This is a genomic window from Acinetobacter sp. A2, from assembly GCF_012371325.1.
Taxonomy (GTDB): domain Bacteria; phylum Pseudomonadota; class Gammaproteobacteria; order Pseudomonadales; family Moraxellaceae; genus Acinetobacter.
In genome coordinates this window covers 1-13,474 of the sequence record NZ_JAAZQX010000019.1, presented here as the reverse complement: position 1 = coordinate 13,474, position 13,474 = coordinate 1, and the positions used below count along the sequence as shown (strand labels likewise).

Sequence of the window (13,474 nt, the reverse complement as noted above, 5' to 3'; positions counted from 1 at the left end):
AACAACAGCATAGCACCTAAACTTTTTAAAGTTGTGCTGCCAACTCTGCGCCTTCACGAATAGCACGTTTTGCATCCAACTCTGCAGCAAGTTTCGCACCGCCAATAATGTGATAGTTTGCCAAGGTGTTTTCATCTGCCTTCGGCATTAAGTCTTTTACAGATTCTTGCCCTGCACAGACGACAATACTATCTACACGCAACAGTTGCGATTGCCCAGCCATTTCAATCCACAAACCTTCGTTACTAATGGCTTTATACTGCACCCCACGTAACATACGCACTGCATGTTTTTTCAATTGTGCACGATGCACCCAACCTGATGTTTTACCCAAACCCGCGCCTAAAGCTGTAGTTTTACGCTGTAATAAGTAAATTTCACGAATAGGTGGATGTACTTCTGCAGCCAACATCCCGCCTTCGGTCACATAGTTAGGATTTGGATCTACTCCCCACTCACGCTGCCAATCTACTAATGGTTGCGGCTGTGGCTGATTTTCAGGTTTTAATAAAAACTCGGATACATCAAAACCAATACCGCCCGCACCAATGACAGCAACTTTTTGACCAACCGGTGCGCCACGCAATACTTCAGCATAAGACAATACTTGTGGTGCATCGCTCCCTTCAATTTTTAAGGCGCGTGGTACCACACCTGTTGCAATTACAACTTCATCAAAACCTTCACGTTCTAGTTGTTCACGATTCACTTTGGTATTTAAACGTAAATCGACCCCAGTTTTTTCAATTTGTACTTTAAAGTAGCGAATGGTTTCGTGAAATTCTTCTTTCCCTGGCACAACTTTCGCCAAGTTGAATTGTCCGCCCACTTCATTGCTTGCTTCAAACAAAGTCACTTGATGCCCACGGCTAGCAGCAACTGTAGCTGCAGACATTCCCGCAACACCACCACCGACTACCGCAATACGTTTTGGCTGTTTGGTTTTTTCATAGACCAATTCAGTTTCATAAGCTGCACGTGGATTGACGAGACAGGTCGCACGTTGATTTTTAAAAGTATGATCCAAACACGCTTGGTTACAAGCAATACAGGTATTAATTTCATTGACACGATTGGTTGCAGTTTTATTGACCCAAAACGCATCTGCCAATAATGGGCGTGCCATTTGAATCATATCCGCCTTACCTGCTGCCAAAATTTCTTCTGCTGTATCAGGCATATTAATACGGTTAGAGGCGATCACAGGAATTTCCACATGCTTTTTCACCTCTGCGGTGTAATCCACAAAAGCGGCACGCGGTACAGATGTCACAATAGTTGGAATACGTGCTTCATGCCAGCCAATGCCGGTATTGAGTAAGTTCACCCCTGCCTGCTCTAACGCTTGGGCAACTGTAATTACTTCCTGCATGGTATTACCATCATGCACTAAATCGAGCATAGACAAACGGAAGCAGATAATAAATTTTTCACCAACTTCGGCACGAATGGCTTTTACCACTTCTAAAGCAAAACGCGTACGGTTTTCAATCGAACCGCCCCACTGATCTTCACGCTGATTGACATGACGACTTAAAAACTGATTCAGCAAATAGCCTTCAGAGCCCATAATTTCTACACCATCGTAGCCCGCCATTTTGGCTAAATTGGCAGTTTTGGCGTAGTCCTGAATGGTATTTAAAATTTGTCTTTCACTCATTTTACGGGGTTTAAATGGTGAAATTGGTGACTTAATTGGACTTGCAGAAACCACAAAGGGTTGGTAGCCATAGCGCCCTGCATGCAGAATTTGCATTAAAATTTTGGCACCGTGCTTATGTACCGCGTGTGTCACTAGTCGATGCGGTGCAACATCACCCAGGGTATTCATGGTGCCACCTGCAGGCAATAACCAGCCTTGACGGTTAGGTGAAATACCCCCTGTGATAATCAAGCCCACACCACCTTTGGCACGTTCACCAAAATAAGCTGCAAGCTTTGGATAATTATAAAAGCGATCTTCCAAGCCCGTGTGCATTGAACCCATCACGACACGGTTTTTGATGGTGGTAAATCCTAAATGTAATGGTTTTAGAATATTTGCATAGCGAGTTGTCATGATGAATCCTTATATAATTAGCTTTGCAACTTGTTGCATGAATACTTTAACTGATTTTTATAAACTGTTTATGACTCTAAAGTTCGACTGTGTGGCGCAAACGTCAATCTACCGCTTTCCTTGATCTCAAACTGTTAAAAATAGAGCATTTTAATGATGCCCAAAAAATATCTGTTTTGATTATCATCTTCTATCCTCAGTTTGCCATTTCTAAATGAAAATTTAAGCGAGAACCTGATTTTTTTATCAAATGCGCTTTTTAAACGAAAACAAGCATTTTAAAGAGTGCTATAATTTGCAGTTTAGAATTCTCCTTGGCCACCAAATGTGGTGCCTATTTTAAAAAAGTTAGGACTAGCAATGACTGATAATGCAACTATCTTGCAGAATGTACCAGTAGGCAAAAAAGTCGGTATCGCCTTTTCTGGTGGTCTAGATACTTCAGCTGCTTTATTGTGGATGAAGCAAAAAGGCGCTGAACCGTATGCGTATACCGCAAACTTGGGTCAGCCAGATGAAGATGACTATGATGCCATTCCAAAGAAAGCAGAAGAATACGGTGCAGTAAAAGCACGCTTAGTTGACTGTCGTTTACAGTTAGCTTTAGAAGGTATTGCTGCAATTCAATGTGGTGCATTCCATATCAGCACAGGTGGTATACCTTACTTTAACACTACACCGCTTGGTCGTGCAGTTACGGGCACCATGTTGGTTACCGCAATGAAAGAAGATGACGTCAACATTTGGGGTGACGGTTCAACTTATAAAGGTAACGATATTGAGCGTTTCTACCGTTATGGTTTATTGACCAATCCAGCGCTTAAAATTTATAAGCCTTGGTTAGACCAAACCTTTATTGATGAGTTAGGTGGTCGTGCGGAAATGTCACAATTTCTTATCGACAATGGCTTTGACTATAAAATGTCAAAAGAAAAAGCCTATTCAACTGACTCAAACATGCTAGGTGCAACACACGAAGCCAAAGACCTTGAATATCTTGATGCTGGCATCAAAATTGTTGATCCAATCATGGGCGTGGCGTTCTGGAAAGATGACGTTGAAGTTAAAGCAGAAGAAGTGTCTGTGACCTTTGAAGAAGGTATGCCTGTTGCATTAAATGGTCAGCGTATTGAAAACCCAGTTGAGTTGATTCTTGAAGCCAACCGTATTGGTGGTCGTCATGGTTTGGGTATGTCTGACCAAATCGAAAACCGTATCATCGAAGCGAAATCTCGCGGTATTTATGAAGCACCGGGCATGGCGTTATTGCACATTGCTTATGAGCGTTTAGTGACTGGTATTCATAACGAAGATACGATTGAACAATACCGCATTAACGGTTTACGTTTAGGTCGTTTATTGTATCAAGGTCGCTGGTTCGACTCTCAAGCACTGATGCTACGTGAAACTGCACAACGCTGGGTAGCAAAAGCGATTACAGGTACTGTAACTTTAGAATTACGTCGTGGTAATGACTACACCATCATGAACACTGAATCTCCAAACCTCACTTATGAAGCTGAGCGTTTAACGATGGAAAAAGGTGATTCAATGTTTACGCCAATGGATCGTATTGGTCAGTTGACAATGCGTAACCTTGACATTACCGATACACGTGCAAAACTAGGCTTGTACACAAACTCAGGTTTATTGTCAATTGGTACAGGTTCTGCTGTACCTCAACTTAAAGACAAAAACAAATAATCTTGATGATTGTCTGCAAAGTCAAAAGCCGCTCAATATGAGCGGCTTTTTTAGTTTTGAATCAGAAACTTACTACCTGTAAAATCTTTTTAAGTACAAACAGTTTTTAAAGCATCTCTTCCACTTGCAAAGTGTGATAATAAATTTGATTGCGTCCTAACTGTTTAGCACGGTACAACGCTTGGTCTGCACGTTGCAGAAAATCGCTTTTAAAAATGTCTGCCTCACCTTTATAAACCGTAAAACCTAAGCTGATGGTAACAGTACTTGCCACCGTAGACTGGCTATGTGGAATTGCCAAACGCTCTACCGCTTTAAAAATATTGGAAGCGACTGCATAAGCACCATGCGCATCGGTTTCAGGCAGCAACACCACAAACTCCTCGCCACCATAACGTGCCACAAAATCCATGTGGCGAATAGAATCTTTGATCGACTTGGCAATTGAGGAAATCACTTCATCGCCCTTTTGATGCCCGTAATGGTCGTTGTATTTTTTAAAGAAATCTACATCGATAAATAACAAAGACAAAGCTGTTTCATCATGTCGAGCCTGCTCAAAAAAACTGTCCAGCATTTCATCAAAGGTGCGTCGATTGGAAACTTTGGTCAATGAATCATGCTGACTTAAATGCAACAACTCTTCGGCATGGATACGGTTAATTTTTTCACTGAGTCGGGCTTGGTGCATCACCAAGAAAATCATTCGCTCACGGGTACACAGCATTTTACTGATCAAAAAACCCATCACCGTACTGCCAACCAACACCCGCCCCATCACCATCACATCAATAGGAATATATAAAGTCAGAAGCATTACCATCGCAACTACAGCCGCCATTAAGCCTGTCAGCAGCATGTGAAATGGCTTCACCCCTGTTAGTACATACCCCATAATATAAATCATGCAAATAATCATCATGGCTTGGTGTCTGAACACTTCGGTATGTACGGTCATGGTTAGCCATGTCATCGACACAATTGCCCAGAAAATCAGCCCCATAGCGGCATAGGCGTAGTACGGACGCAATACGTGATAATGTGCAAAGAAAAACAGCGTGAGTAAGCAAAATGCTCCATTAACCAAACCTAGAAAAGAATGGATGAAATCGTGCTTAAAAGCAGCACGGTCAATGATCCAATAATCACCTGTAATAATCAGTACGGTCAAAATGAAGTAAATCAGTACACCCGACCAAAAGTATTGATTAATATTGTGGCGTGCTTGTTCAAGATGTTGTTGCCAAAACTCAAGCTCTAACTGCTTTGGAAAAACCTGCCCCGCACGTTTGCGCTGACGTTTAATCAACGCCTCATTTTTTTCTTTGTCGTACTGTAATTTCGCTAATTTATATTTGTATTCCATGGATGCTTTAAATTCCATTTAACTGCTCAGGTTCTACAACCCAATGCCCCAACAAGCCATATAATTTTTTTAGTGGTTTAAAAATAACACAATGTCAGCAAAATTAATTCAGCCATTTCTATTTTTTATGGCTTTCGACGTTACCATTTTAACATTTATAGATTATCATCTGTTTTATTTTTCAGACTGGCAGCGCCTTGAATACGATTACTCTTATCCAGCCAGATGACTGGCATGCACATTTACGTGATGGTTTAGCACTTCAACGTACTGTACCCGATCTTGCCAAGCAATTTTCACGCGCAATTTGTATGCCTAACCTAGTTCCACCTGTGAAAACGGTGGAAGAAGCAGAGGCCTATCGTGAACGCATCATGGCACACGTGCCTGAAGGTATCGCATTTGACCCTCGCATGGTGTTGTATTTTACCGATCAGACCTCGCCTGAAGAAGTTAAAAAAATAAAAGAATCTGCGCATGTGAATGCAATTAAACTTTACCCTGCTGGCGCGACCACCAATTCAGACAATGGGGTCAGCGACATTCGTAAAGTATATGCGGTGATTGAGCAACTTGAAGAGCAGCAAGTGCCTTTATTGTTGCACGGTGAAGTCACACATCATCATGTCGATATTTTTGACCGTGAAAAGCGTTTCCTAGATGAAGTGTTATCTCCTTTATTACAACAGTTCCCCAACTTGAAACTGGTACTTGAGCACATTACCACTTCTGAAGCCGCACAATTTGTTTTAGAACAAGGTCGCAATGTAGCAGCAACTATTACCCCACAACATTTATTGTTTAACCGTAATGATATGTTGGTGGGTGGTGTAAAACCGCATTTCTATTGTTTGCCAATTTTGAAACGTCAAACGCATCAACAAACATTATTGGAAGTTGCAACCAGTGGCAATCCTAAATTTTTCTTAGGCACAGACAGTGCACCACACTCAAAAAATGCTAAAGAAAATGCATGTGGTTGCGCAGGCTGTTATAGTGCCCCTACTGCAATTGAACTCTATGCGCAAGCTTTTGACCAAGTCGGCCGTATTGATCGCCTAGAAGGTTTTGCTAGCTTGTTTGGTGCAGATTTCTATTGTTTGCCACGTAATACCAACACCATTACCTTGGTAAAAGAAGAGCAAACTATTCCAACCAGTTTAGACTACTTGGATGGTGAACAAATTATTCCGCTATATGCGGGTAAAACCATTCAATGGAGAAAAGTGTGACAGATACAACTTTGCCCGTTATGGGGCAACGTTTTCGTGGTTTTTTGCCTGTGGTGGTCGATGTTGAAACCGCAGGCTTTAATGCCCAAACCGATGCTTTATTGGAAATTGCTGCTATTCCCATCATTTATGATGCTGAAGGCAAATTTGTTCCAGGTGAAGCGTATCATGCGCATATCAACCCATTTGAAGGGGCAAATTTAGACCGTCGCTCATTGGATTTTATTGGGATTGACCCATTTAACCCAATGCGTGTGGCCATGGCTGAAGATGAAAAAACAGCGTTAAAGCGGATTTTCAAATCTATAAATGAAGTGCGACGTCAGCAAAATTGTACCCATGCTATTTTAGTGGGTCACAATGCACATTTTGACTTAGGCTTTGTACAAGCAGCCATTGCCCGTACAGGCACTAAAAACCAAAATCCATTCCACAGCTTTTCTGTGTTCGATACTGTGACTTTAAGTGCTGTGATGTTTGGTCAAACGGTGCTGGCAAAATCATGTATTCAGGCAGGTATTGAGTTTGATGGTAAAGAGGCTCACTCGGCACTGTACGATACTCAAAAAACAGCGGAACTCTTTTGTTTTATTCTAAACAAACTTGCACCGCACTTGGTCGAAACCCTACTTAACCCTGAAACATAATCTCCCCCCAATTTCTCATTTTGATTGATCTAAACATGGCAGCCGTTAAACGTCTGCCATGTTTTTTATAGTAACAACTTATCTTTTACTCACCTTAGGCACTGAATCACTCTTTTAACCTTTATTTGGTTATAATGAGTCAGTTCAATTATTTGTGCTTTGCTGTCATGTTAAAAAAGATTCTCTTGGTTCTGGTCATTTTGGCGCCTTCTGCGTTATATATCTATATTGTTAACCGTGACAGCGACAAGGCAGAAACTCCAACTCAAACTGTACCCGCAACAGAAACAGCTGCAGAAAAGCAATACCAAACACCCGAACATTAAAATGGATTCGTTCAGCTAATTCTTTAGGCTCTAGACTAGCAGATTTACACTTAATTTTACCTAATGAGGTTCCACAGCTCAGTTGCTAACTCATTAGGTTCCCTCATCCAACGCCATTCAGTTTCTTTAAGATGATAATCAAAGTACTCTTTTGATATGCCGTTAAACTTTGCTAGCCTTCTTTTACAAAAGCTCCAAAATGATTCTATTCCATTTATATGACATTCTCCTCTAGCAAACTCATTTGCTCCGTGATTTACCCTAAAATGCTTTGAATAACCCACATCAACAAGACCATTATAGCCACGCCATCCATCACTATAAATCACACTCTCAAGTGAAACTTTACCAATGATAACCTCTTGTAAAGTCTTCATTTTACAGTCAGGTACGATTTCAGTATAGACGAGCCCATTACGTTCGAATATTCCAAATACTGGCTGTTTTAGAGTCCCACGACCACGCTTTAACTTTCCATGAAACCCACGTTGCCTTTTCGCTCCAAAATAGCTTTCATCTACTTCTATTGAACCAACAAACTTAGCTCTTAAATCTGTTTGATGATCATAGATAGTTTCTCTAAAAAGCATGTACCAATAGTTAATCGTATTACGATTTAAATTGAGTAATAAGGCTGTTTTGGAAGCAGGAATATCAACACAAAAGCATTGAATAATTTTTTTAATCTTGTAGTGACTTAATTTACTGTTTTCTATCATGATTCTAGACTAATATAATCATTTTGCTAGTCTAGAGCCATTAATATCAAATGAATCATTTCACCGCTCGCCATCCTGGCAATTGGTTGTTTCTTTTCTATTCATTCAATTCAATATACATAAAATGTGATGGAGATAGCATTTTATTTATTAAGAAATGTTACAAAGCTTCTTCGACAATTTTTTGATTTTTCGTCTTAATTTGCTGCATCTGTTTATTTAAATTTTCAATATCTTTATATAGCGCGATAAAGGGCTGAACCGCTTTCTCATCATGGAACATAAACATGCGGTTGCGTTTTTCCCATTTATATTTCTTTAGCAAGGCAAAGAGCTGATCGGCTTTGGCCAGACTCTGCTTTTCAATTTCAAAAATGGCATAGGCATCATTTTCCTGCTCGGTCGCTCTCAGGTTCTGTGCCAACTGCTGACGGTAACGCTGCTTGATATCGAGCTGTTTCACTTCTTCAATCTGGTTGGCTTCACGGCGCTTGATGGTGGCTTCATAGTCATCGACAATCTGATGCACTTGCTTGAGCATGGCTTCGGTTTCTTTATAGCCTTGGGTCTGATCCTTGGCGAGACGGTCGATATTCAGGAACTGATCCCACTTGGCTGCTTTGAGGTCACGTAAGTACTGGTTGCGTTCTTCGGCACGATCACGCATCTGGCCCAGCACATACTCGGCCATCACCGCATAGTCACCATCCAGCCGCTCTTCTTCAATCTCCAGCTGGATTGGTTTTTCCCAATCCTGCGCCTGCTCGAAAATTTCTGCCGTCTTTTCGGTCAGCACTGCCTCATATTCAATCAGCTGGGCTTTATCCTGCTTCTGCATGGTGTATTGATAGAACAAGCCAGCAAAGACCACCAGCGTTGCTCCAGCCAGAATGACAAAGACACGTGGCATGCACATGCTCCTCTGCTGCAGGTAAACATCGATTACCTTTTCATCAATATGCTGATTTTTTGGATAAAAAGCAATCTAGCTATACAAAAACCTACAGCAGCCATCGGGCTATTGCTTCAACCGATTTAAGCACGTTTTAAAGATGCAACGTGCTTAAACGGTCTTGAAGCTTTTAACAGCCATTGGCTGCACACCATTGATTCAGTAAAGTCCGGTCCACATTGTTCTGATTAAACTGCTCTCGGGCTCGCTGCACATTGGTGGCATTTCGGTCGATACCAAATGGCGCCAGCATCAGGTAAATACCATCGCGCGGATCAGCGGAGCGCAAGCCATCAGCAATTGACTGCACATATTGCTGCAGGCCCGGTGGTAAGTCATCCAGCCGTGCCGGATTAGATCTTGGTATAATCTCGATATCACCGGCATAATCAGCATTGACAGTATAGTCCTGCAGTTCACGTTCAATCTTCATCATCCGCATGTTTAAAGCCTTTTTCTGGCTATATTGTTCTTGCAAGGGAAGCATGAACTCTGTTTCTTCTCGCAATTCACGATCTGCCATTACGGTCAGTGTCGGCAAAGTGACGGGATCTGGCGCGGCATGAGCATCGACCAGGCGAAGTGCAGTAAACAGGCTCAGTAACATCAGAAAAGTTGTGTCGAGGGGACGCATAAGGAAAACCTCCGCATCATCATTTCAGTGGGAGAAACCTTATTCTTGCTTGAACTTGTGTAAAGGTGATCAGTATTCCTGTGAGCGTTGATACACGGTCATTACAGCCTGATCACTGGTGCTTGTTTCAGGCTAATTTTTAGCTGGAAATTAAGAATAAATGATCCATTTCCAGTAAATTCTAGAAATAAAAAATCCCCGACTGGCGGGGATAGATCTGTCAGCAATACCTTAAGGATATCGCGGCAATTGCACTGCAGGAACAGTATGATTCTGATTTTCCAGGAAACCGATATTCACCTTGTCCATATTGATGTTGAACTTGATGCCACGATCTGGATCCATACTATTACTACGGTCAATGCCGAAATTTCCCAGAATGGTATATAGCCCTTGAGTCGGGTCACTGGATTGCAAACCTTGGGCAATGGTCATGACATACTGTTGTAGCGCTGGCGACAGGGAGTTCAGATTCGGTTCCGGTATTGGCTGAAAATCCAGGTTGGCAACGATATCCGGATTGACCATGAAATTCTCGGCATTCCATGTCCCACGAATCACCTGATGCTGGAGCGCACGCAGATTCTTCTCTTCCTGTACAAATGGCACATAGCCGGTTTCATTACTCATTTCCGGTTCGGCCATCACGGTCATCTTCGGTAAAGTCACAACCTCTTTTTCTTCCTCTGCGTATACCCCTAGGCTGCAAGTGCCCAACAGGATGCCACATAACGATATTCTGATGCTGTTCATTGGCTTTACCCCATTTCTCTTGGTCACAGGCTGAATGCTGTGACCAATGAATTAAAGTCAGTTCTGGATTGGTTATTAACTAGCTTAGCGCGATTTTTTGCAGAACTCATGCTTCCTCAGATGAATGACATATAAACTAAAGGCTCTAGACTAGCAGATTTACACTTAATTTTACCTAATGAGGTTCCACAGCTCAGTTGCTAACTCATTAGGTTCCCTCATCCAACGCCATTCAGTTTCTTTAAGATGATAATCAAAGTACTCTTTTGATATGCCGTTAAACTTTGCTAGCCTTCTTTTACAAAAGCTCCAAAATGATTCTATTCCATTTATATGACATTCTCCTCTAGCAAACTCATTTGCTCCGTGATTTACCCTAAAATGCTTTGAATAACCCACATCAACAAGACCATTATAGCCACGCCATCCATCACTATAAATCACACTCTCAAGTGAAACTTTACCAATGATAACCTCTTGTAAAGTCTTCATTTTACAGTCAGGTACGATTTCAGTATAGACGAGCCCATTACGTTCGAATATTCCAAATACTGGCTGTTTTAGAGTCCCACGACCACGCTTTAACTTTCCATGAAACCCACGTTGCCTTTTCGCTCCAAAATAGCTTTCATCTACTTCTATTGAACCAACAAACTTAGCTCTTAAATCTGTTTGATGATCATAGATAGTTTCTCTAAAAAGCATGTACCAATAGTTAATCGTATTACGATTTAAATTGAGTAATAAGGCTGTTTTGGAAGCAGGAATATCAACACAAAAGCATTGAATAATTTTTTTAATCTTGTAGTGACTTAATTTACTGTTTTCTATCATGATTCTAGACTAATATAATCATTTTGCTAGTCTAGAGCCTTCTTTATTTGTGAGTTATTATTTTTTAAACAAATTGCAATTTAGTGATTGGATTTTATTTAATTCTGGTTTGACACTCACCTTAAAAATTAATAATATACGCATCACCTCACAACGTCCCTATCGTCTAGAGGCCTAGGACATCGCCCTTTCACGGCGGTAACCGGGGTTCGAATCCCCGTAGGGACGCCATTTATCGTGCTATACGATTATTTCTAATTCAAACATATTATTTTCAAGATTGCAGAATTGTAGTTTTTCTCTACAATACTTCGCTTCTTTTATTTTTTCTCCTATCACTTATGCAGTCATCCAATCATCAGAATGATGCTGTGCATCAAGGTCGTGCTGAGCCTTTAAAACGTGCAATGAGTACCCGCCATTTGGTTATGATTTCATTGGGCGGAGCCATTGGTACAGGTTTATTTCTTGGCTCAGGTGAAGTGATTGCACAAACAGGGCCTATTGGCGCAATTATCGCGTATATTTTTGGTGGTTTAATTGCCTACATGGTCATGCTGTGTTTGGGCGAACTTGCCGTACACTTGCCTGTTTCAGGTTCATTTGGTGCTTATGCCAAACAATATATTGGCCCAGGCACGGGTTATACCATTACTTGGCTGTATTGGCTCACGTGGTCAGTCACCTTGGGTACAGAGTTTACCGCTGCTGCCTTGCTCATGCAGGAATGGTTTCCGCATATTTCCATGTGGATTTGGACACTCATTTTTGGTGGCGTCGTGTTCAGTTTGAATATGATTTCAACCCGCCTTTTTGCAGAGTCTGAATTTTGGCTGTCATTAGTCAAAGTAGTCACCGTAATTGCCTTTATTGTTTTGGGTTTAATGGCTATTTTTGGCGCTGTATCTTATCAAGGTTATAGCTCCGCACCATTATTCAGCAATTTGACCGCACAAGGCTGGTTTCCTGAAGGTTTACTCCCTATTTTTGCCACCATGTTAATTGTGAATTTTGCCTTTTCAGGCACTGAGCTAATTGGTGTCGCTGCAGGTGAAACTAAAGATCCTGCCAAAAATGTACCCAAAGCCATTAACACTGCCATTTTCCGCCTGTTGATTTTCTTTGTGGGTACAATTGTCGTGATCAGTGCCTTATTGCCTCATCAGGCTGCAGGTTTGGCCGCTGAAGGCGTCAGCAGCAGTCCTTTTGTGACCGTGTTTAATCAGATTGGTATTCCTTATGCAGAAGATATTATTCGCTTTGTGATTATTACAGCTTTACTGTCTGCTGCAAACTCTGGCTTATTTGCAGCTTCACGGATGATGTGGTCGTTGTCACATCAAAAACAATTACCGCAGATTTTCTCTAAAGTGAATGCACGCGGTATTCCATACATTGCAGTGATGGTAACGATGTTAGGGGCAATGCCAGGTTTATTGTCTGAACAATTCGCACCTGAAACCATCTTTAAAAACCTGTTGGGTGTTGCTGCGTTTACTATGGTAGTGGTGTGGATGAGTATTTGTTTAAGCCAGTTCAATTTCCGACGTCAATGGTATAAACAAGGTAAAACCGTTCAAGACCTTGGCTTTGCATCACCACTGTTCCCGCTTGTCCCTATTTTAGGTTTTGTGTTTTGCTTTATCACCTGCCTTAGCATGGTATTTGACCCTGAAATGTGGGCTGGCTTTATTGGCTGTATGATTTTTATTGCACTGTGCTATATCAGCTATTACACGATTTATCATCCAAAATCATAAGTCTATATTCAACAGTTCACTTTAAAAATGAATACGAACAGGAGGGTAATCTAAAAGATTATTCTCCTGTTTTATTTTTGCGTTGTATTTAGATTAAAGATCAATCTTGTTGTTACATAAATTATTAAACTAGCTGAACTAAAAATGTGCACACTTCAAATTGTGTGAAAAGCATGATTTTTACCACTTAAATGCAATGACTTGAGCTGAATAGTTTTAATTTTATCCAGTCGGACATTTTTTTCAAAATTATTGCAGAAAAGCGTTTGACACCCCCCAATATACGCCCTATTATACGCCCACCTCTGAAACGTCCCTATCGTCTAGAGGCCTAGGACATCGCCCTTTCACGGCGGTAACCGGGGTTCGAATCCCCGTAGGGACGCCAATTTCAGAAGTAAGTATTTTTTTAAGTCCCTATCGTCTAGAGGCCTAGGACATCGCCCTTTCACGGCGGTAACCGGGGTTCGAATCCCCGTAGGGACGCC

At 41.4% G+C, this 13,474-nt stretch carries 12 protein-coding genes and 3 tRNA genes; 8 read left to right on the top strand and 7 right to left on the bottom strand.

Annotated elements, in window-relative coordinates; translation table 11 throughout:
- Nucleotides 1–25: 25 nt before the first annotated feature.
- Nucleotides 26–2,059: an NADPH-dependent 2,4-dienoyl-CoA reductase gene (locus HHA43_RS08560; RefSeq protein ID WP_168461197.1), complete on the bottom strand. Its 2,034-nt coding sequence runs from the start codon at nt 2,057–2,059 to the stop codon at nt 26–28.
- Nucleotides 2,060–2,419: 360 nt separating this feature from the next.
- Here HHA43_RS08560 and argG point away from each other — a divergent pair, with 360 nt between their 5' ends.
- Nucleotides 2,420–3,763 (top strand): argininosuccinate synthase, encoded by a 1,344-nt coding sequence (argG, locus tag HHA43_RS08555; RefSeq protein WP_168418050.1) that lies wholly within the window; start codon nt 2,420–2,422, stop codon nt 3,761–3,763.
- Nucleotides 3,764–3,869: 106 nt separating this feature from the next.
- Here the strand turns inward: argG and HHA43_RS08550 are convergent, their stop codons facing one another.
- Entirely contained in the window at nt 3,870–5,129 is a 1,260-nt protein-coding gene (locus tag HHA43_RS08550; RefSeq protein ID WP_168461204.1) for a GGDEF domain-containing protein, read from the bottom strand.
- A 197-nt stretch (nt 5,130–5,326) separates the two neighbouring features.
- Between HHA43_RS08550 and pyrC the strand changes: the two genes are divergently transcribed.
- The 3 genes from pyrC to HHA43_RS08535 all read left to right on the top strand — a co-directional run bounded on the left by pyrC (nt 5,327) and on the right by HHA43_RS08535 (nt 7,334).
- Nucleotides 5,327–6,361, top strand: a complete 1,035-nt coding sequence (gene pyrC / locus HHA43_RS08545; RefSeq protein WP_168461199.1) for a dihydroorotase — start codon at nt 5,327–5,329, stop codon at nt 6,359–6,361.
- The gene (gene rnt / locus HHA43_RS08540) at nt 6,346–7,008 is read left to right on the top strand and encodes a ribonuclease T (protein WP_168418626.1); all 663 of its coding nucleotides are present in this window, start codon (nt 6,346–6,348) and stop codon (nt 7,006–7,008) included. Before pyrC ends, rnt begins: the two co-directional genes overlap by 16 nt.
- 167 nt (nt 7,009–7,175) lie before the next feature.
- Nucleotides 7,176–7,334 carry a hypothetical protein gene (locus tag HHA43_RS08535; RefSeq protein ID WP_168418627.1) on the top strand — a complete coding sequence of 53 codons (159 nt, stop codon included), beginning with the start codon at nt 7,176–7,178 and terminating at the stop codon, nt 7,332–7,334.
- Nucleotides 7,335–7,390: 56 nt separating this feature from the next.
- Here HHA43_RS08535 and HHA43_RS08530 read toward each other — a convergent pair whose 3' ends face one another.
- The 5 genes from HHA43_RS08530 to HHA43_RS08510 all read right to left on the bottom strand — a co-directional run bounded on the left by HHA43_RS08530 (nt 7,391) and on the right by HHA43_RS08510 (nt 11,226).
- The gene (locus HHA43_RS08530; RefSeq protein ID WP_168461200.1) at nt 7,391–8,053 is read right to left on the bottom strand and encodes an IS1595-like element ISAcra1 family transposase; all 663 of its coding nucleotides are present in this window, start codon (nt 8,051–8,053) and stop codon (nt 7,391–7,393) included.
- A gap of 160 nt (nt 8,054–8,213) precedes the next feature.
- A complete protein-coding gene (locus tag HHA43_RS08525; RefSeq protein WP_034589131.1) occupies nt 8,214–8,963 on the bottom strand; it encodes a hypothetical protein in 750 nt (249 codons plus the stop codon).
- A 172-nt stretch (nt 8,964–9,135) separates the two neighbouring features.
- Entirely contained in the window at nt 9,136–9,639 is a 504-nt protein-coding gene (locus tag HHA43_RS08520; protein WP_168461201.1) for a hypothetical protein, read from the bottom strand.
- A 231-nt stretch (nt 9,640–9,870) separates the two neighbouring features.
- On the bottom strand, nt 9,871–10,392 hold the full coding sequence (locus HHA43_RS08515; protein ID WP_034589135.1) for a hypothetical protein: 522 nt from the start codon (nt 10,390–10,392) through the stop codon (nt 9,871–9,873).
- A gap of 171 nt (nt 10,393–10,563) precedes the next feature.
- The gene (locus tag HHA43_RS08510; protein WP_168461200.1) at nt 10,564–11,226 is read right to left on the bottom strand and encodes an IS1595-like element ISAcra1 family transposase; all 663 of its coding nucleotides are present in this window, start codon (nt 11,224–11,226) and stop codon (nt 10,564–10,566) included.
- Between the two features lie 155 nt (nt 11,227–11,381).
- Here HHA43_RS08510 and HHA43_RS08505 point away from each other — a divergent pair.
- The 4 genes from HHA43_RS08505 to HHA43_RS08490 all read left to right on the top strand — a co-directional run bounded on the left by HHA43_RS08505 (nt 11,382) and on the right by HHA43_RS08490 (nt 13,472).
- Nucleotides 11,382–11,457: transfer RNA gene (locus tag HHA43_RS08505), tRNA-Glu, on the top strand.
- Nucleotides 11,458–11,567: 110 nt separating this feature from the next.
- Nucleotides 11,568–12,986 (top strand): amino acid permease, encoded by a 1,419-nt coding sequence (locus HHA43_RS08500; protein ID WP_168461202.1) that lies wholly within the window; start codon nt 11,568–11,570, stop codon nt 12,984–12,986.
- Nucleotides 12,987–13,298: 312 nt separating this feature from the next.
- Nucleotides 13,299–13,374, top strand: a tRNA-Glu gene (locus HHA43_RS08495).
- Between the two features lie 25 nt (nt 13,375–13,399).
- A tRNA-Glu gene (locus tag HHA43_RS08490) sits at nt 13,400–13,472 on the top strand.
- Nucleotides 13,473–13,474: the final 2 nt, after the last annotated feature.

Coding starts and splice junctions, on each gene's coding strand:
- HHA43_RS08520 (WP_168461201.1), bottom strand. CDS start 9,639: ATGCGTCCCCTCGACACAACTTTTCTGATGTTACTGAGCCTGTTTACT.
- HHA43_RS08515 (WP_034589135.1), bottom strand. CDS start 10,392: ATGAACAGCATCAGAATATCGTTATGTGGCATCCTGTTGGGCACTTGC.
- HHA43_RS08535 (WP_168418627.1), top strand. CDS start 7,176: ATGTTAAAAAAGATTCTCTTGGTTCTGGTCATTTTGGCGCCTTCTGCG.
- HHA43_RS08510 (WP_168461200.1), bottom strand. CDS start 11,226: ATGATAGAAAACAGTAAATTAAGTCACTACAAGATTAAAAAAATTATT.
- HHA43_RS08500 (WP_168461202.1), top strand. CDS start 11,568: ATGCAGTCATCCAATCATCAGAATGATGCTGTGCATCAAGGTCGTGCT.
- HHA43_RS08560 (WP_168461197.1), bottom strand. CDS start 2,059: ATGACAACTCGCTATGCAAATATTCTAAAACCATTACATTTAGGATTT.
- argG (WP_168418050.1), top strand. CDS start 2,420: ATGACTGATAATGCAACTATCTTGCAGAATGTACCAGTAGGCAAAAAA.
- HHA43_RS08530 (WP_168461200.1), bottom strand. CDS start 8,053: ATGATAGAAAACAGTAAATTAAGTCACTACAAGATTAAAAAAATTATT.
- rnt (WP_168418626.1), top strand. CDS start 6,346: ATGGAGAAAAGTGTGACAGATACAACTTTGCCCGTTATGGGGCAACGT.
- HHA43_RS08525 (WP_034589131.1), bottom strand. CDS start 8,963: ATGCCACGTGTCTTTGTCATTCTGGCTGGAGCAACGCTGGTGGTCTTT.
- HHA43_RS08550 (WP_168461204.1), bottom strand. CDS start 5,129: ATGGAATACAAATATAAATTAGCGAAATTACAGTACGACAAAGAAAAA.